The sequence below is a fragment of the Paenibacillus sp. FSL R10-2771 genome (assembly GCF_038000205.1).
In the GTDB taxonomy this organism is placed as follows: domain Bacteria; phylum Bacillota; class Bacilli; order Paenibacillales; family Paenibacillaceae; genus Paenibacillus_AQ; species Paenibacillus_AQ phytohabitans.
Genome location: NZ_JBBOBM010000001.1, coordinates 6,005,634 through 6,023,953 on the forward strand (window position 1 = coordinate 6,005,634; position 18,320 = coordinate 6,023,953).

General features: G+C 53.9%; 18 protein-coding genes. 2 read left to right on the forward strand and 16 right to left on the reverse strand.

From position 1 onward, the window contains the following. Positions 1 to 7: 7 nt before the first annotated feature. The 9 genes from NSU14_RS25905 to NSU14_RS25945 all read right to left on the reverse strand — a co-directional run bounded on the left by NSU14_RS25905 (position 8) and on the right by NSU14_RS25945 (position 10,654). Positions 8 to 907 (reverse strand): ROK family protein, encoded by a 900-nt coding sequence (locus tag NSU14_RS25905; protein ID WP_340947750.1) that lies wholly within the window; start codon positions 905 to 907, stop codon positions 8 to 10. Further along, positions 904 to 1,620: an N-acetylmannosamine-6-phosphate 2-epimerase gene (locus NSU14_RS25910; protein ID WP_042134161.1), complete on the reverse strand. Its 717-nt coding sequence runs from the start codon at positions 1,618 to 1,620 to the stop codon at positions 904 to 906. Before NSU14_RS25910 ends, NSU14_RS25905 begins: the two co-directional genes overlap by 4 nt. Positions 1,621 to 1,713: 93 nt before the next feature. Beyond that, complete coding sequence (locus NSU14_RS25915) at positions 1,714 to 2,532, reverse strand: carbohydrate ABC transporter permease (protein ID WP_042134160.1); 819 nt, start codon at positions 2,530 to 2,532, stop codon at positions 1,714 to 1,716. Next, the gene (locus NSU14_RS25920) at positions 2,529 to 3,401 is read right to left on the reverse strand and encodes a carbohydrate ABC transporter permease (protein WP_340947751.1); all 873 of its coding nucleotides are present in this window, start codon (positions 3,399 to 3,401) and stop codon (positions 2,529 to 2,531) included. The genes NSU14_RS25915 and NSU14_RS25920 overlap by 4 nt, the downstream gene beginning before the upstream one ends. Before the next feature lie 359 nt (positions 3,402 to 3,760). After that, positions 3,761 to 5,056 carry an ABC transporter substrate-binding protein gene (locus NSU14_RS25925; RefSeq protein WP_340947752.1) on the reverse strand — a complete coding sequence of 432 codons (1,296 nt, stop codon included), beginning with the start codon at positions 5,054 to 5,056 and terminating at the stop codon, positions 3,761 to 3,763. Between the two features lie 182 nt (positions 5,057 to 5,238). Beyond that, positions 5,239 to 6,435, reverse strand: coding sequence for a response regulator (locus NSU14_RS25930; RefSeq protein ID WP_042134155.1), 1,197 nt, complete (start codon positions 6,433 to 6,435; stop codon positions 5,239 to 5,241). A 3-nt stretch (positions 6,436 to 6,438) separates the two neighbouring features. Beyond that, the gene (locus NSU14_RS25935; RefSeq protein ID WP_256703723.1) at positions 6,439 to 8,289 is read right to left on the reverse strand and encodes a cache domain-containing sensor histidine kinase; all 1,851 of its coding nucleotides are present in this window, start codon (positions 8,287 to 8,289) and stop codon (positions 6,439 to 6,441) included. Between the two features lie 641 nt (positions 8,290 to 8,930). After that, complete coding sequence (locus tag NSU14_RS25940) at positions 8,931 to 9,662, reverse strand: ThuA domain-containing protein (RefSeq protein ID WP_039309665.1); 732 nt, start codon at positions 9,660 to 9,662, stop codon at positions 8,931 to 8,933. Positions 9,663 to 9,775: 113 nt separating this feature from the next. Next, positions 9,776 to 10,654 carry an AraC family transcriptional regulator gene (locus tag NSU14_RS25945; RefSeq protein WP_076242317.1) on the reverse strand — a complete coding sequence of 293 codons (879 nt, stop codon included), beginning with the start codon at positions 10,652 to 10,654 and terminating at the stop codon, positions 9,776 to 9,778. Between the two features lie 245 nt (positions 10,655 to 10,899). Here NSU14_RS25945 and NSU14_RS25950 point away from each other — a divergent pair, with 245 nt between their 5' ends. After that, a complete protein-coding gene (locus NSU14_RS25950) occupies positions 10,900 to 11,520 on the forward strand; it encodes a sensor domain-containing protein (protein ID WP_340947753.1) in 621 nt (206 codons plus the stop codon). Between the two features lie 123 nt (positions 11,521 to 11,643). Here NSU14_RS25950 and NSU14_RS25955 read toward each other — a convergent pair whose 3' ends face one another. Continuing rightward, positions 11,644 to 12,498 carry a GNAT family N-acetyltransferase gene (locus NSU14_RS25955; protein WP_340947754.1) on the reverse strand — a complete coding sequence of 285 codons (855 nt, stop codon included), beginning with the start codon at positions 12,496 to 12,498 and terminating at the stop codon, positions 11,644 to 11,646. Positions 12,499 to 12,719: 221 nt separating this feature from the next. Beyond that, positions 12,720 to 13,172: a YhcH/YjgK/YiaL family protein gene (locus tag NSU14_RS25960; protein WP_340947755.1), complete on the reverse strand. Its 453-nt coding sequence runs from the start codon at positions 13,170 to 13,172 to the stop codon at positions 12,720 to 12,722. A 145-nt stretch (positions 13,173 to 13,317) separates the two neighbouring features. On the opposite strand from NSU14_RS25960, the gene NSU14_RS25965 reads away from it, so the two are divergent. Continuing rightward, the gene (locus NSU14_RS25965) at positions 13,318 to 13,920 is read left to right on the forward strand and encodes a hypothetical protein (RefSeq protein WP_042134142.1); all 603 of its coding nucleotides are present in this window, start codon (positions 13,318 to 13,320) and stop codon (positions 13,918 to 13,920) included. A gap of 8 nt (positions 13,921 to 13,928) precedes the next feature. On the opposite strand, the gene NSU14_RS25970 is transcribed toward NSU14_RS25965, so the two are convergent. The 5 genes from NSU14_RS25970 to NSU14_RS25990 form a co-directional block, all read right to left on the reverse strand. Then, on the reverse strand, positions 13,929 to 14,456 hold the full coding sequence (locus tag NSU14_RS25970) for an NAD(+) diphosphatase (protein WP_042134141.1): 528 nt from the start codon (positions 14,454 to 14,456) through the stop codon (positions 13,929 to 13,931). A gap of 159 nt (positions 14,457 to 14,615) precedes the next feature. Beyond that, positions 14,616 to 15,404 carry a VOC family protein gene (locus tag NSU14_RS25975; protein WP_076242314.1) on the reverse strand — a complete coding sequence of 263 codons (789 nt, stop codon included), beginning with the start codon at positions 15,402 to 15,404 and terminating at the stop codon, positions 14,616 to 14,618. After that, complete coding sequence (proC, locus tag NSU14_RS25980; protein WP_076242313.1) at positions 15,401 to 16,216, reverse strand: pyrroline-5-carboxylate reductase; 816 nt, start codon at positions 16,214 to 16,216, stop codon at positions 15,401 to 15,403. The genes NSU14_RS25975 and proC overlap by 4 nt, the downstream gene beginning before the upstream one ends. Position 16,217: 1 nt before the next feature. After that, positions 16,218 to 17,060 (reverse strand): MetQ/NlpA family ABC transporter substrate-binding protein, encoded by an 843-nt coding sequence (locus tag NSU14_RS25985; RefSeq protein WP_042134134.1) that lies wholly within the window; start codon positions 17,058 to 17,060, stop codon positions 16,218 to 16,220. Then, entirely contained in the window at positions 17,038 to 18,105 is a 1,068-nt protein-coding gene (locus NSU14_RS25990) for a uroporphyrinogen decarboxylase family protein (protein WP_042134132.1), read from the reverse strand. The genes NSU14_RS25985 and NSU14_RS25990 overlap by 23 nt, the downstream gene beginning before the upstream one ends. Positions 18,106 to 18,320: the final 215 nt, after the last annotated feature.

Sequence of the window (18,320 nt, forward strand, 5' to 3'; positions counted from 1 at the left end):
GTTCACTCTACTTCCCTTCCTTGTTCATAATCATCCGTGCCGCGCCGATCATTCCGGCATCATTGCCAAGCTCGGCAGGAAGCACCTTAATGGACAGCGGTGACACGGCGGCAAGCCCGCTCATCCAGGCATCCCACCATAAGGCATGGGATTCCGCGACTCCGCCGCCAAGAATAATCGCCTCCGGGTCCATGAAAGACTGGATATTATGCACGGCCAGGCTCAGGTCGTGCATATATCTCTTCATGGGTGCAGCCGCTGTGGCGCTGCCTGCGGCGAATTCTGCCAGCAGTCTGCGGCCGTCCCAGCCCTCCGCCGCTTCTGCGGCCAGCCGGCTGAGCGCCTTGCCGGACAGATAATGCTCGGCGCAGCCCCGCTGCCCGCAGCTGCAGGGAATTCCTCCGGGATGGAGCACCATGTGCCCGATCTCCCCGGCCCCGCCCTGTCTGCCTGAGATAGCCTCAGCATTATGAATAACAGCTCCGCCGACACCTGTACCCAGCGTCAGCATTACATAATGCTCCAGCCCCGCAGCCGCCCCGCGCCAGCCTTCGCCAAGAGCGGCTGCATTGGCATCGTTGCCAACCGACACAGGCAGCGGGAACTCCTCCTCCACTGCTTCCGCCAGGCGCATGCCGGTCCAGCCCGGCAAATTCTCCGTCGCATAGAGGACTACGCCTTCAGCCGGTTCTACCCGCCCGGCGGTGCCTATGCCAATGCCGCCGAGCCCGTATCCGCAGCACACAAGCTCTGCAATAATCTTCTTCAGCGCAGCGAGAATCCCTGCTGCCCCCTCGTTCACAGGCGTAGCGGTACTGCGGCGGGCAACAATCTCCCCTTGCCCGTCCACCACTGCCGCCTTAATGAAGGTTCCGCCGATATCGGCCCCGATATAATAGCGGCTCATCCTTCGGCCTCCGTTGTTGCGCCGCCCGCCTTCTCTTTCATCGCCTTCACATAACGGGCGGCTATCCACTGCGGACGGGTAATCGCCGAGCCCACGACGACGAAGTCCGCACCCAGCTCCAGCGCCGCAGCCGCCTGCGCCGGCTCGGATATCCCGCCTTCGGCGACTACCGGCACCTCCAGGACAGCGGACAGCCGTTCCAGCAGATCCAGATTCGGCAGCGGAGTTCCCAGCGTCTCTGCGGTATAACCGCATAGCGTAGTCGAGATGTAATCCGCGCCCCATCCGGCCGCCTGCACCCCTTCTTCGAAGGTCGAAATATCGGCCATCACCGGTATCCCCGCAGTCTTCAGCGCGGCAAGGGTCGCCTCCAGCGTGCGCCCGTCCGGCCGGAGCCGTCCGGTACCATCGATGGCCACAATATCGGCCCCGGCCGCATAGACGGCAAGTGCATCCTCAAGCGTCGGCGTAATGTAGACCTCACTGCCTTCATGCTGTATTTTGACCAGTCCGATCAACGGCAAGCCGGCGGCATCCTTAATCGCCCGGATATCCGCCAGCCCTCCGGCACGGATACCGGCCGCCCCCGCTTCCTTCGCCGCCATCGCCATCGCCACCATATGATGGCTTCCGAACAGCGGCTCGTCCTCCAGCGCCTGGCAGGATACGACCAGACCCTGATAGGGAATGAGACTCCCTGAACCTTTTCCCATAACCTCGCTCACCCTCCCTGCATATCATTTTCGCGTATCACACGGCTGCCCTCTTAACATTCTCTCATTCTTGCACCTTAGCCATCCAGCCTCCTAGCCCTTAACCGCCCCGCCCACCAGACCTTTAATAATGAAGCGCTGGACGAACAGGTAGAGAATGATGATCGGCAGGGCCACAAGTGCAGCACCGGCGAACATCTGCGGCCAGTTGGTGTTGTATTGGCTTTTGAAGGCCATGAGGCCCACGGGCAGCGTACGCATATCCGGCGAAGACAGATAGACCAGCGGATTGAAAAAGTCATTCCACGAGTTGATCGCCACCACGATAATACAGGTCGCCGTAATCGGCAGCGTCAGCGGAAAAATAATTTTCAGGAAGGTCCGCCAAGGTCCGCACCCGTCCACCAGCGCCGCCTCCTCAATTTCACTTGGCACGGTCTTGAAGAAATTCACATAGAGGAAGATCGGCAGGGCCAGCCCGGAAGCAATCTGGATCAGCGACAGCCCGACATGCGTGTTGAGCAGATGGATCTCCCGCAGCACCAGGAACGCCGGAATCGTGCCGGAGAAGGCCGGAAGGATCAGCCCCATCAGGAAGAAGGTCGACATCGCGTCCGATTTATATCTTTTGCCATGATGCAGACCGTAAGCGGCCAGCACCGAGACGCCGATGGCGGCAGCGGTTGTCATCACCAGCACCAGAACGCTGTTCCCGAAATACGGCAGCAGATTGCCGGTGCGGAACGCTTCGGTATAATTGCTCCACTGCGGGTCTTTGGGCAGGCTGAGCGGATTGATCGTTGACGGTGTCTGCAGCGAAACCGAGATCATGACCGCCATCGGAACGAGTACAATAATGAGCGCGATAATCAGCACGGTGTAAATAGAGGTTTTCTGTAATGTAGTCGTCAATTCGCCACCTCCAGACGGCTGAGCAGCTTCATCTGCACAAAGGTTACAACCAGAATCATCACGGACAGGATCATCGCCATCGCGGTGCCGTAGCCCATTTGCGAGGTTTTGAAGGCATATTGATAGATCATAATCCCGAATGTCTGCGTGGAATTGGCCGGTCCGCCTTGCGTCATGATGAAGACATGCTCGAACATTTTCATACAGCCGATCACCGACAGCACTGTGTTCACAATGACCGAAGGAATCAGCAGAGGCAGTGTAACTTTCCAGAATTTATTCCACGGCCCCGCGCCGTCAATGCTTGAGGCTTCATATATTTCACCCGAAACGGATTGTAGTCCAGCCAAGTAGATCATCATTGAGTAGCCTGTGTACTGCCAGACCATGACGAGTGCAATCGCGTAGATTGCCAGGGAAGGATCACCGAGCCAGTCCAGCTGCGCCAGACCCTTCAGCCCGATTGCGGCAAAAAACTTCGGCAAAAATCCGACCATCGGCGCATACATGTAGCTCCACACATAGCCGATTACAACGGTGTTCAAGATAACCGGGAAAAAGATAATCGCCCGCATCCACACAATGCCCTTAAGCTTCTGGTCGAGCAGTACGGCCAGCAGAATTGATGCGCTATGCTGCAGCACGATGACTACAACGGAGAGAATCGCCATATTCTTCAGCGCCGTCAGGAGCAGCGGATCACGGAAGGCTTCGCGGAAATTCTCCAGCCCGACCCAGTCGGCCTTGAATGAGAAGCCGTTCCAGTCGGTGAAGCCGTAGTACAAGCCGCTGAAGATCGGTCCGGCAAAAAACAGCAGGTAGATCAGGAGCGCCGGCGCGATAAACAGCAGGTAATTGCGAAAATTCATGAATTTCATCTTCTGCCTCCATCCCTCACCCCAAATTTGGGTAAAAAAAAAGAAACCTAAGCGAAAGACAGGGTTGTCCTTGATCTGAGCTTTCGCTTATTCTCTTGTGTTGTGTGTGTTCTATAAAGATTGTGCCTGAAACTCCTCCCATTTAGGTTCAGCCGTGACTGCAGAGAATGTTTGGACCTCCGGCCGCTGTTATGTTTGGATTTCCTGATTTGGACCGCTGATCGCGGTAGAAATCCAAACATAAAGGCGGACGCTACCGCTCCTACAGTTCCAAACTTCTCTTCCGCCACTCTCCCTAAAAGGTATACTTTTCAAACCCAATCTTTATAGTTTTGTTTGTCTTATATGTTCTATATGTCTTTATCTTGAGCTGTTTGCATTTGCTCCAGCAGCTTGGTGGTGTCCACGTCCTGTTTCAGCAGAATCTGCTGGAAGATCGGGAACATTACCGGCTCGATGGACGAGGTCATGCTCGGGAAAATCTGGGCTTCGCTGGCGTCAATCAGCGGCTGGAGGGAAGCGGCCAGCGGGCTGGAGGTTTCGGAAGTGCCGCCTTTTACCGTTACCGCCTGCTTCGTTTCATCGGACCAGATTTTAGCCATTTCCGGCTCGGCCACGAATTCCATGAACAGCTTGATTTCTTCCTGATGCTTGCTCCAGGATACGCCAACCAGCAGGTTGTCGGACACCAGATTCGTTACGAGCGGCTGATCGCCGCGGTTGACCGGAATCGGGAAGGCACTGAGTTCAAAGGCGGAGAAGTCTGCATCAAAGTTCTCGCTGTAGCCCCATTCGCCCATCGGCCACATAGCGGCTTTGCCTTCTTTGAATACCTGCGCCACCTGGTCATAGCTGAGGCCGACGGAGTTCTCCAGCAGATAACCTTTATCCGCCAGCTCCTTCATGCCGTCGAAGTAGCCGGTGAACTCAGGATCGGTCCACTTTTTGTCTCCGCTGGCCAGCTGCGGGAATACGTCTGCATTGTCATGCTGATACAGTCCGAACTGTGAAGTGGTGATGAACTGGGTCGCCCAGCCGTCCTTGCTTCCGATGACCATCGGTGCGGTGCCGCTGGCTTTGATGGTCTCGCTCACCGCCATCAGCTCTTCCCAATTGGTCGGAATCGCAAGCCCCAGCTGGTCGAACAGCGTTTTATTATAGAACATTACGATCGGCTGGCTGTTATAGGGAACGCCGTAGGTTTTACCGTCCACTGTGCCCAGCTTCACCGCAGCTTCAAGATAATTATCCAGCCAAGGGCTGCCGGAGATGTCCATCAGGACATTCTCTTTGGAGAATTCGGCCACCTGATTCGGGAACAGCCACAGCATGTCCATATCGGACTTGGAGACAATCCGTGTACGGATGATTTCCCGGAATTGATCGTATACCTTGTCGTGCTCTATCGTGATGTAGGGATATTTCTCCTGGAATTTATCAACCACCGTCTGGCTGATCGGGTTCCATGTGGTCAGCTTCAGCACCACCGGCTCTTTCTCAGCATCCCCTTCTGCAGCGGAACCGCTTGTAGCAGCCGCTCCGGAATTACCGTTTGATGCCGCATTATTACTGCCGCAGCCTGCAAGAATGACCAACAACCCAAGACATAATACCGACAACCACCAGAACCCGCCTTTTCTTCTCATGTGTTAGCCTCCCTGACATTATGTTTGTTTCATGAGTTAATCGTACTCTGTTTGTGTCAGGTTAACTACCAGGTTGATCTGCTGCTTTATAGCTATTAATTGCTTATCTTGACCGCTCTGCCGGATGACTGATCCTCCAACTAGACGAGAATTGCGGTTTCCGTCAAATATTTGCTCTTTACTCACTGATTGCGGAATTCCAGTGGTGTCAGACCTGTGTCATCTTTGAACAGCTTGCTGAAATAATGCGGGTTGGCATACCCCAGCTCCTCAGCCACCTCGTACACCTTCCGGTTGCTCTCGCGCAGCAGCTTGCGGGCCAGGAGCATTTTTTTGGCGGTCATATATTCATTGAAATGCTGTCCGGTCTCCTTAAGAAACTGGCGGCTCAGATGGCTGACGCTGACATGAATCGCCTCTGCGGTCCGCGCCAGCGTCACATCCTCCAGCAAATGCTCATCGATATAAGCCGTTGCCAGCCGGATAATTCCGCTCAGCTTCCCGCCGCTCACCGGCTCACGCTCCGCCGCACTTCTATAGGCCTCCGGCAGCTCCGCCGCTGTCCGGTGAAGTCCGCTGCAGGTATACGCCATGCGGATGCCCAGCATTTTGTACAACCCTTGTTCCAGCTGATCCAGATAACCCTGCATCGCACCGGCTCCTGCTTCGTCAACGGACGCCTTCTGCGGCAGCAGCCAGACCAGCTCCTTGTTCTCCCGGCTGAGCAATATCCCGCCCCATTCCCGGGAAGTATATTCCTCCAGATAATAACGGAACGACATAAAGCGGGCCAGCGCCGCCTGCGGTTCAATTTCTTCGTTCTCGGCCATGCGCAGAATAGCCAGCCGGTAGCCCGCTCCATACAGGGACTCCAGTCCATACTGCTGCCACTGCTCCAGCCAATTCTCCAGGGGGGCCTGTGTCTCAAGCATCGACTGCAGGAATAGATCCCGGTCCTTATCGCTGTATCCCGGCACCTGCGGCACTGCCGCCTGATGAAGCTGCTCCAGGGTCCCCGCTGCTTTGAGCAGCGCCGCTGCAATCTCCTCGGCCGCCATCGTCGGCTTATGCAAATAATCAACGACTCCGATGCGGACAGCTTCTTTTACATAAGGAAAGTCCTCAAAGCTGCTGAAGAAGATAATCTGCACACTGGGGTACTGTTCCTTGATTCTGCGCGCCAGCTCCAGGCCATCCATGCCCGGCATGCGGATATCCGTCATCACAATGTGAATCTCCTCCCGGGCCAGCACCTTAAGCGCCTCATGCCCGTTCGCAGCCTCGGCTTTCCAGGCAATGGCAAGCTCATCCCAATTCAGCATATAGCGCAGCCCCAGCCGCACAATGGTCTCATCCTCCACTACAAGCAAATTCCACATGCTTCATTCCTCCATTCGCGGCCGGGACGTATCTCCGTCTTCCGGTTGATAAGGCAAATATAATTCTGCCCGGGTTCCCTGGCCCGGACCACTCTTCAGCGTCAAGGTATACGGCGGTCCGAACCTAAGCCGGATACGGTCACGGACGTTGGCTACACCGATGCTTGAACCCGCGTTGCCGTCCCCATCAGGGGCTGGGCCCTGCTCTCTCTCGCCGTTGAGCACCTCCAGTGTATCCTGCGGTATACCGTGCCCGTTGTCCGTGATGGTGATCAGCAGCTCTTCCCCGCCGTTCCCTGTTATCCGGGCACCCACCTCAATCAGCAGCGGGCCTTCGATATCGAAGGAGCCGTGAAAGATCGCATTCTCCATCAGCGGCTGCAGAATCATCGGCGGGACCATCGCCTGCCCGATATTCTCTTCAATCTGCCACTCCACCTTGAAGCGGTTCGTGTAGCGCAGCTCCATCAGCCGCACATAATGATGCAGCAGCTCCAGCTCCGCAGACAGCGGCACCAGTTCGCTGTCCAGCTTCATATTGGCATGCAGCAGCTTGTTCAGTGACTGCAGCAGCCGGGCGATGCCTTCCGACTGCTGCAGCACGGCCAGCATGCGGATGGAATTGATCGTGTTATACAGGAAGTGGGGAGCGATTCTCGCTCTAAGCGCATACAGCTCGGCCTCCCGCTTCTGCCGCTCCTTCTCTTCAATCGACTGGACCAGCACATCAAGCCGCCGCACCATCGTGACATAGCTGAGATGCAGCTGGCCGATTTCGCCCTGGACCGGCAGGGCCGCCGGAGTGATGAACAGTCCCCGCTCTACGTCGCGCATGGAAGAGATCAGGCTGCGGATCGGCCTTGAGAGGTTCCTGGCCAGCAAGAGCGACAAGACCGCAGCCGCCACACTGAAGATCAGCACCAGCACCACGGTGAAGTTGCGGATCACATTCGCATCGCCAAGCAGTTCTTCCCGGTCAATCATGAGATAGCTTGTCCAGCCCAAATACTCACTGTGCGCATATACACCGGTCGCCGCTGCCATCCCGCCGCCCAGATCGGGCAGATTGATCAGGCCGCGGCTTGTCCCGCTGTGCGAGGATTGCACTGCCGCTGCGCGGAGAAACCGCTCGTTGTCTCCGGTCTGTGTGGAATAGATCAGCTTCCCCTTCTCATCGGCCACAATCACATGCATGCTCTCCAGCTGGAAGGAGCGGACAATCTTGTCCATGAAGTCAGGACGGATATCCACGGCTACTACTCCGGCCGGAGTGAAATCATCATTAAGCAGCACGCGGGAAGCGGTAATTGTGGGGAACGGAGCACTGTTGAACTGCCGCTCCAGCCGCAGTCCGGAGATGAATACGCCTCCGCTTCGCTTGAGGGTCTCCTTATACCATTCCTCGTCTACCGGACTTACGGCTTCATTAATGGAGGAGCGGTCGCTAACCCTGTAGCCGTAGATATTGCCTTTGGTGCTGTAGAATACCAGACCCTGAATCGTGGAGAAAATCGAAGGGTAAGTCACGAGCAGCTTGGCGAACTGCTGCTGGGTTTCAATCTCGCGGTAACCCCACTGGTCGCGGGGCACGTAAGGCTGGTTCAATATTTGAAAGATTTCCGGTGTGAAATAAGGAAAAGTACTGAAACGGTCCACATCCTCCACCTGGCGCTGGATCGCCGCATTCAGCTGTCCGGCAATGACGCCGAGATCGGCGTTCACCCGCGACTCCAGCGTGCTGACCGATTTGAAATATGCCATCGTGCCGATCACAATCGACGGGATAATCCCAAGCATGAAGAAGGCGAGCATCAGCTTGCTCTGGTATGTTAAGTTGTTCCACCGCCGCATCATCAGCCTCTCCTCCTGGTCCGTTAAATTTTATTCAGTATAAAGGATTCTGCAGACTGCTGCATGGAAAATAACGAAGTGAATATTTAACATCCTCTCACTCCAGACTTGGCAGAATAGCCAAACCCTTGATATACAAGCATTTATATCTAACATATATATGCCGCAACTTAATTGGTTTAAATTCAACATTGTTAGTTTATCTGCCACAAGCGTAAGGTTGGTCATGGCTAACCGGAGACGTGCGGGAGTGCGGGAACCTAGCGCTGAGCTTATAGCGGAAGCAGTCCAGCTAATGATAGATGTGGCGGAGGATGGTGTCGGCCAGCGGTGAAAGGCATGCGGCTTGTGAAGGCCGGCCTCAAAATGAAAATGTTGTACGTATTGCAACTCGAACCTCCCAATAATGGAGGATTCCTAAGGATTGTTGTACGAAATACAAGAATTCCCCCGCTTGGCCGCTTTCAGGAGAGAAAATGTTGCCTTTCGTACAACAATCCTGGATTAGAGCCGCTATCCTGAAGAAATTGTTGTATTTTCTGCAGGATTCTACAGCGTAACCCATCTGTTAGCGCGTCAGCACAAAAAACCGCCAGACCGTTAGGTCTGGCGGGTAACTTTTTCATCGACTGCAAGACTATAGGTTATACGCCTACTGTGCTTCTAATCGGCTCCAGTGCCTCGGAATGGCCGTACACCGGAACATCACGCTTGACCGGAGCACACCAGTTCACGCCGTTGATGATAACCTGCTGAATTTCCTTGTTGTAATAGGTTGGATAGGACTCGTGGCCGGGCTGGAAATAGAAAATATTCCCGCTGCCGCGCCGGTACGTTGATCCGCTTGGAAACACATTGCCGCCTTCGAACCAGCCGACAAAGATCAGGCTCTCCGGTGCAGGCACGTCAAAGTGCGCCCCGTACATCTCTTCCTGCTCCAGGTCAATATATTCGCCGATGCCAGCGGCAATCGGATGGCTTGGCTCCATCACCCAGAGGCGTTCTTTCTCCCCGGCTTCGCGCCATTTCAGATCACAGCTTGTGCCCATGAGCTTGATGAAGATTTTGGACATGTGGCCTGAATGCAGCACCACCAGCCCCATCCCCTCCAGCACGCGCTTATGAATCCGGTTCACTACCTCGTCACTCACTTCCTGATGGGCAACATGCCCCCACCATACCAGTACATCAGTGTTATTCAGCACTTCTTCTGTCAGACCATGCTCCGGCTCGTCCAGCGTTGCCGTTCTTGTATCCAGTCCCGCTGCGCTCAGAAAAGAGGCCAGCTGTACATGTATGCCATTCGGATAGACCTGGCGGATTCGTTCTTCCTGCCGCTCATGGCGGTATTCATTCCATACGGTTACTCTGGTCACTATGGACACTCTCCTGTTTCAAAGATGAATTTTACGGTTAAGTTTAGTTTTTGACTACTTTTTATACCTCTATCATACAAATCTGCAAGCAGGCTTTCTTCCTGCATTCTTGCTCAATTATTCCCGGATATTGTCTTGCGGTATTTAAGCGGAGAGATCCCCGTAGCTTCCTTGAATAAATGGTGAAAGGTCTTCCCGCTGCCGAACCCGGCCGCTTCCGCTACCGCTGACATCGGCAGGTCTTCGTTGAGCAGAATCCACTTGGCCTTATTCAGCCGGTACTCCGTCAAAAAAGCGACAAAGGTCATACCCGTATTCTTCTTGAACAGCTTGGTGAAATAATACGGGCTGAAGCCCATGTATCCGGCCACCTCATTCAGTGTAATCGCTTCCTGATAATGCTGCTCTACATAGCTGAAGATCCGCTCCAGCCGCTCCAGCGTCTCTCTGGACTGGGACAATGTGTCTTCCGAGAACTTGGGCTGCTTCTTGACCCTGCTCTTCGGCACCTCCCGCATAATAACCGTCAGCATTTCAAACATCCTGGCCTTAATCAGATAAGCGTAGCCTTCCCGGCGCTGTGTATCCTCCTCATAAATGCTCTCAATCAGAGCCATCATACTGGCGGCAGCCCCTTTCGGCCACTTTGAACTGGAGAATTCCATCTCCGTGAACATATCCCGCAGCGGATAGTCATTGCCTCCCAGTGCTGCAACCTCCTGAAAGAAATTCAGATCAAACTGTATCACTACCCGCTCACTGTCAGGTGACGCCAGGAAATAATGCACATCTCCGCCGTTGATGAACTGCACTTCCCCCTGCTCCATGCGGATCGGCACATCATTGATTCCCAGATTCAGACTTCCTTTGGTTACATAGATAATCTCGATTTCTTTATGCCAATGCGGATAGGTCAGATCATCTCCTCCGCAGACCAGGCTGCGAAACGGAAAATGCTTGTCCACATCCGGAATTTCCAGATAGATATTCATAAGCGCGGCTCCTTGTCCGGGATATTGATCATTGCGTACTCTATATTCATTTTAGAGAAATACGCCTGCCCATGCCAACTTAAAGTAAAGGAGAGCTGCACTAGACCAAAGACCAGTATTATTCCCGCCTCCGGGTGCGTGTATTGTATGGATTTAACCTTTATACTGAAGAAGGTAAAATTTGGAGAGGGGTTGCCCTGATGTTACGACGAAGTATAAACGCGTGGAAAATGCTCATGCTTTCTTTGCCCAAAGGAATAATCGCTTTTGTTATTGCCATTACAGGCCTATGTGTAAGTCTGCCTCTGGTAATTATATGGGTTGGGCTGCCTCTGCTGGCCCTGACACTAACCTGGTGCCGCACGATGATGATCAGTGAACAGAAGGCTGCCGAAGCCTGGTCTCACGGTAAAGGGGGAGCCTCGCAGCATATTATGCCAGACCATCCGGCTGCCTTCCGCTGGGAAGGTCTGCGGACATTAGGAAACCACCTTCGCCAAGGCCAGTCGTACCGGGGAATCCTGTACAGCATACTGCAGCTGCCCGCTGGCATTCTGGGATTCACCCTTGCTCTTGCCCTGCCCTCGGTTGCCATTAGTGCCCTCCTGTCGCCTGTAGTCCAGAGAGTCAGTTCTTCCGTATTCTCCTATGACCAGAATATGCTGGACCCGGACGTCTTCGTGTTCCTGTCTGATACAACACCGGACGAACGCTCCTGGATCGTATGCGGAATGGGATTTGTACTGCTGCTGATGCTGCCGTTACTGCTTTCGGGCCTTGGACGTTTGTATACTGCCTGGATCAACATGATCTCTGGAACACACCAGGATGTGAAAGCTCCGCTCGAAATCCTACATAACGCTTAGAGGCTCCACTTCTGGCGAAGGTACCGGCTTGCACCTGTTGTACTATTCCGGTTCACGAAAAAACGGCGGTACATCACCATGATGCGCCGCCGTTTCTTTTCTGCATATGCACGCCTCATTCTACTAATCAAATTTTAACTGGAGCGAATCACAAATTGGTATATAGCCTATCTTTTGATAGATGCTATTAGATATGGGATTTGCTAAGTCCGTATATAAGACGCACTTCGTAAACCCTTTATCCAAGGCAAGCTGGCTTATTTGCGCCACAATTGAAGTAGCGTAACCCTTGCCGCGCTCATATGGAGGGGTATATACAAATGCCACGCCAATAGCCGTCTGCATTTCCCTTGTATATCCAGCCATAGAAACGGGTATCCCGTTGTCTTCTAAAATATAGATTTTTTTCGATGCTATCCGGTAGAGGTAAGGGTCTGCCTCTTGCGGGATGGACATTTCTGTTTGGCCATAACTCCCCGCTGCATAAAATGCTTCAGCCCAGTATGGGAAAAAGTGAATATCCTTTTCATTCAGCAATCGAACGGTACCAACCTTTTGAATGTCCGGGTTTACTGCCGTAAGTTCATATATACGCTGGCTCATGGTTGTATTACAGGTTATTCCCTTGCGCAAGGCATATTCTTTGGCAAAATACTCTGCCAGGTTTTTTTCGGTTGTCACACCTGGAATTTCACGGTCCTTCAACCCGTCTATCAGACAGTTTATAGCTTCCGGGTTAATGATGTTGTCTGTTGCATAAAGCGTAATATTGTGTGGCGGTGTCATTATGGCGGTAAGTTGTATGCCCTTAGCATCCGAAATAGTTGCCATTACCCAATTTACAGGGTCACGCCAGTCTGTTTTGTCTTTTCCTTCATGCCCAATGATGATATTGCCAAGAGGAATCAAATTTTGTGCTTCATGACGCATCAGGACATCATAGGTATCACGGTAAAACTCATGCACATCCGTATACAACTTGAATTGCATTGAAATATCACCCTTTCATCTGCTCACAGATCTACTTGTCCTCTTCACCGCATTTGGTCTAACAATCCTGCCCGAAAGCTTAATAAAAGCATCGTCAGTCTACAACTTTACTTTCTTTTGACAACGGGAAGCGTTGTTCCTGCAGCTTAACCAGAAACGGCTACACCGTCCCTGAGGGTCAGCATAGCCGTTGCTCCTTGTCCTAAGGACTATAGCTTAATCTTCAAAACTACCTTCCGCACAGCCTCGGGCTTGCCTGCTTCAATCCCTGTCATATGTCCGTCCTGCGGATAACACACGACAAGAGCACCCGGCCCTGCAGTTACCGTAGATTCTACTGCACCGGTGAAGAAGATCGCATCCTTCTCTGCGCTGTAGTCATCTCTCACATCAAGCTGCTCAACCGCAGCATAGCCGATCCGCTCTGTACCTTCCAGAATATAATGCAGATCGAGATTCACACGGTGCGCTTCCCAGAAGCATTCTCCGGCATCCTTGGTCTGATATTCGTTGATGAAATAGAACATCTCATCATTGACCTCATGGCGTCCGGCCGCTTGCCCGGTGAAATCGGTATCGCGCAGAAACTGCAGCCCCCTCTGGATCTTCTCTCCGTGTGCAGCCTCATCTTTGAGCAAATGGCTAAGTGTATCAACAATCATGCCTGGAATCCCCCTGGAATCTCTGAATTATTCCCCGCCTTGCAGAATACCCAAATAATATATGATCCCGGCAGGCCCGGTCTATGTATTTGTTCACGTACTCCCCGCATATCTATTAAATAGTTACCTTTTAGGAGGCGGTTCAGTGCTTATTATTCTGATGTACATGTTTGCTGTGCTTGGCGTTTCGCTCCTGCTGTCAGCTGCGGTGCTTCAGTTCATACGGTCCCATCCCCAAGCACCCGGCCGGAAAGAGGCCATCCATGCCTTGTCCGCATTCAATCTTAAGTTTCCCCAGCGGTTCATCACACCTGACGAATCCCATCTGATCGCCTTGGATGAGGCGGGCCAGACTATGGCCATCGGTCTGCTCCATCCCGGCAGGCAGGAGCCGGCTACAGCCACTATCTACACGTTCGATACCATTCTGGGAGCGGAGATCGTCGAGAATGCCTTAACGCTCAGCAAAGTCAGCAAGACCAGCCGGATTACGACCAGTGCGCCGAGAATCCGCCCAAGTGTAGCCGCCACCCCCGGGTTCGCAGAAGCTGTCCAAGCCGTAAGCAATGCCGAAGAGATCAGCGAGCTGACGCTAAAAATCTATTTTAATAACGCGGATACGCCTGTCGTATCGATTCCCTTCCTGCCCCGGCTGCTGCCGGCCCGAAAAACAGATCTTCAGTACTCCGCAGCCTTTCTGGAGGCGCAGCAGGTGCACGAGAGAATCCGCAATATCGTCTCAGCCTGAAATCATGCTTAACGTGAGGCCGCTGTGAAGCTCTCCAAGGTCCGTCCTTGTCTTAGCTTACCGATGATCGTCAGCAGGAAGCTCTCCGCGAGACTGCCCTTCAGTATGGCGTCCGCAGCTTCATCCAGCGTGAACCATGCCGCATGATCCAGCTCAGCGCTCATTGCGCTTAAGTCCTCCGTGTCAGCCACACTGATGAAATTAAGCATCAGCGTATTGGAAGGGGCGAAATACTGGCTGCGCATGTATTCATAAGCGATGATCTCAAGCCCTGCTTCTTCCTGCACTTCGCGGATCAGCGCTGCCTCGGCGTTCTCCCCTTTATTCACGTAACCGGCCAGCAGGATATAATCCTTGCGGTTATACTGCTGGATGAGCAGGATTCTATCCAGCTCCCTGTTCAGCACCGCTGTACTCATTGCCGTGCTGAACACCGGGAACCGGAACGCGGCACAGGACTCACAGTAGGGTACCTCCCCTTCTCCGTTACATTCCTTCAGGACCAGACGGCTTCCACATTCGAGACAAAACTTCAAGTGTATCGCTTCTTTCTGTTATGGGTATAGTTCAGACTTATTCTAAGCGATTGCTGAAGAACACACCAGCCGTAATTCATTACCGCACATAGACCGCTTCCCGGCAACAAAAAGCCCGCTGCCGGCAACACACGCAGGCAACGGGCTTGCAATTCGTCATTACTCGGCTGTAAACACATACTCGCCTTGAGCAATAGTGAGCGTACGGCCCGCCAGTCCCGGAGCATCGCCGCTTAGCAGCAGCCGGGTCATCTGCCGGTCTTCCCCGCGCCGGAATTCAAATACCTTATCGCCAACCGCCAGTGAAACGCTATCGCCGGGGGTTGCAGATGAACCGGCCTGGACTTCCGCCAAGCCGAAGATTTCTCCCCAGTGAGCCGCCGCCGCTGCCGGATCAGGTACGGAGAATACAGCACGGCGGACCGTCACTTCTCCTGCCGGATGGGGAACGATAATTCCCGCTGCCGTCAGCTCCTCTTCCCGCAGGGCATCGGTTCCCTTCCACTCGATTATGAAGGGATAGACCAGACCCTGGTAATGGCCGCCGATAGTCAGCATGCGCCATTCAATCCACTGTCCCTGTGCATTCAGCCGTCTGCCATCAAGTATGGGTGACAGCTTCAGGCCCTGCTTCTCCAGCGCTGATGCGGTTGCTTCAATATCATCGGTGCGGATCGCTACCCTGCTGAACCCTTCATGATCAGGCAGCAGATTCACGGCATCCTTCACTACCAGATTAGGGGTATCCAGACTTGCCGCTAATTCCCGGTCCTCAATCGCCAGGAATTCGATGTAGTTCAGCCCGAAATAGCTTAGCGCGTTATGAGTCCCCCACAGCTTATGCGATCCGCCGTAGGAAGCGGCCAGGCCATTGTCCCTGAAGGCTCCGATGGCCTGTTCAAGATCATTGACATAATGCACGGTATGATCCCACTGCAGCACGCTCATGACTTCACCTGCCCCAGCTCCGTTGTGCGTTTCACAGCAGCCTTGACACTGCGCTGAAGTCCGGCTGCGAAGCCGCTGTTGTTCAGCTCATACAGCGCGTGAATGCCAACTCCGCCCGGAGAGTTGTTGATGTCCAGCAGCTGCCGGGGATGCAGTCCGCTGTGCCGAAGCATGGCTACGGCCCCCTCTACATTCTCCAGCGCCGTCGTCCAGGCTTGTTCGCGCGGCAATCCTGCCAGCACTCCGGCATCGGCCAGGGACTCGATGAAATAATAGACATAATTCGGCCCGGCCACCCCGTACCCGGTAAAGATATCAATCAACGCTTCCTCCAGATACTGCACCTTGCCGAACCCGTTCAGGAACTCCTCCACCTGCTCCTTACCAGCGAAAGCGTTCAGAGCTGCCCCGCTGTAGCCGAGTCCGGTATCGGTCAGCGTATTCGGGATCACCCGGATAATCGGGCGTTCCGCTCCAACATAACCAGCCAGCCTATCGATGGTCACTCCGGCGACAATGGACAGGACCGCCGCTCCGCTTGACGCATAGCTGGAGATGGCCGCGCCAACAGCTGCAAGATCATCCTGAGGCCGGACGGCAATAATGATCAGCTCCGCTCCGGCAAGCTCCGCCTCCTGAGACTCTCCGGCTGCCCGCACGCCATAGGCAGTATTCAGATAAGCCGTCCGTTCTTCATGAATGTCTGCCACGCTGATCTGCTCAGCCTTATAAGTACCATTGCCAACAACGGCCCGGATGATCGCTTCCGCCATTTGCCCGCCGCCGATGAAATGAATTCTGCCCGCTGCCATATCAGTTCTTCTCCCAGGCATCCGGAAGGATGAAGCCGTCGTATTTATCCTGGGCGTTGATGTAATCCTCGAACTCCTGCGATTCATACGCTGCCTTCAGATCCTTGGCCCACTGGGTATCCAAATCGCCCTTGTTCACCGTTACGGTTACCCGGTGCTGCTCAGGCGTGTTCTCAATCTGGAGCGCTTCGGTAATCTGCCGCTTGGCATTGGCGATATAGTTGCCGTTCACCACGCCGTAATCCACATCGGCCAGCGAGACCAGAATCTGCGCCGAATCCAGCGACTCCAGCTTCAGATCGTATTTGTCCGGCTCCACACTGCTGAGGTTGAAGTCTGTGGTCCCGGCATCCGCCTTGACCTTCACCCAGCCGAGATCCTCCAGAATTCTTACCGCACGCTCCTGGTTAACCGGATCATTCGGCAGGGCAATCACAGAGCCGTCCTTCACTTCATCAAGCGATTGATGCTTCTCGGAATAGAGTCCCTGCGGTGCGCTCGGCACGAAGTTCAGCACAGCCATATCCGCATCCAGTTCCGCGTTGATGCCTTCCATGTAAGCCGTACTCTGGAAGATGCTTGCGTCAATGGAGCCTTCCTTCATCGCCGGATTGACCTGCATGTTCTGGGAGAAGGTTTTGATCTCCACCTTGTACCCTTCCTTCTCCAGAATCGGCACAATACCAAGCCGGAACTGTTCTTCATAGGTGCCCACGCCAAAGCCGACAACGATATCCTTCTTCTCTTCTCCGGTAGCCGTTTTGTTCCCGCAGGCTCCCAGCACGACCGACATCCCCACCAGAACCACAGCTGCCAATTTCTTAAACTTCACGATATTTTTCATTATTTGAACCCCTTTTCATATGTGACTCATGCGGAATAGAATCACGTAATGCCTGTAACGAACGATCTTCCACGGTAATCGGGATCGCGCAATTGGGTGCAAGCAGGAACGGCTCGTCCGCCATAAGGCGCAGGGCGAATTCAGCCTGTGCACGGATGCGCCCGGGATCATGTGCTGCGAATAAGGCATGATCCACTCCCCCCACCTTCGTCGGCCTCAGCTCTGCATGCAAACCGGGGTTACCCGGTGCTGCGGTATCCCAGCTGATGCCCTCAATGGGATAATTATTGAACCTTTCCGGCTGCGAATAGGCACCGCAAGTATGCAGAATCCTTTTGCCATAACCGGCGGCTTCCAGCACCATCTCATCATACGGCCGGGACAGCTCCTGAAACGCCGCATCATCAAAAACCCCCGGATGAGCAGTGCCGGTCACCGCATAAAAAATCCCGTCCAGCCCCCGTTTTCCCAGCTCCTGCACATAATCCGCCAGCGTCAGGGCGATGGCCTTCAGCGCTTGATGTACACCTGCACGCTGCTCCTCCAGCAGACTTTCCACGGTCACCGGCTCACGGCTGCCATAAACCGTGTCACCGGCATAAGCCGACTGGCCCGCCAGAAACAGCAGCACGGTAAGCGGCGAGAAAATGGTCTGGGTCAGCGGAGTATCCGGCAGGCCCTGGCGTATAAGGCTTACAGCCTCTAACTGCTCGGCCAGCGGCGCTGCGGCTGCAGCCTGCTGCGCCTGTATATTCCAGACATCCTCCGGCTTCCGGATCACCGCACGGGTCTGCTTGGGAAATACCGTACGGTAATCCGCGAAATCATAGGTGTTGCCCCATGTCTCTGCATAATACGTAGCCCGCGGATTGATTTTAACCCAGTCCCAATCGAATTGCTTCGTATAAGCTACTGTACTGTCTGCAAGATCACCGGCATTACTCTCCCGGTCTACGAAATGGCGCCAGCCGCTAACAATCGGCCGATCGGCCCGCTCCCCTGACAGCAAGGCCGCAAAACGCTCCTGTCTCGACCACTCTCCCATATGTTCTCCCCCTTCTGGACGTAACACATTGTCTCCGAAATATTAAATAAAGAGTTATTCTATCGGATTTAAATGAATTGGCCGTATAATAGCATGGGGAAAAATTAAACGTCAATGAGATATCCATCACTTTCATGAAATATTTCATAAATCCCCGGATCGTTAAATAACACATTGACAGCGCCTTTCCGTTAAAGGTATTATGCGCAGTAAAT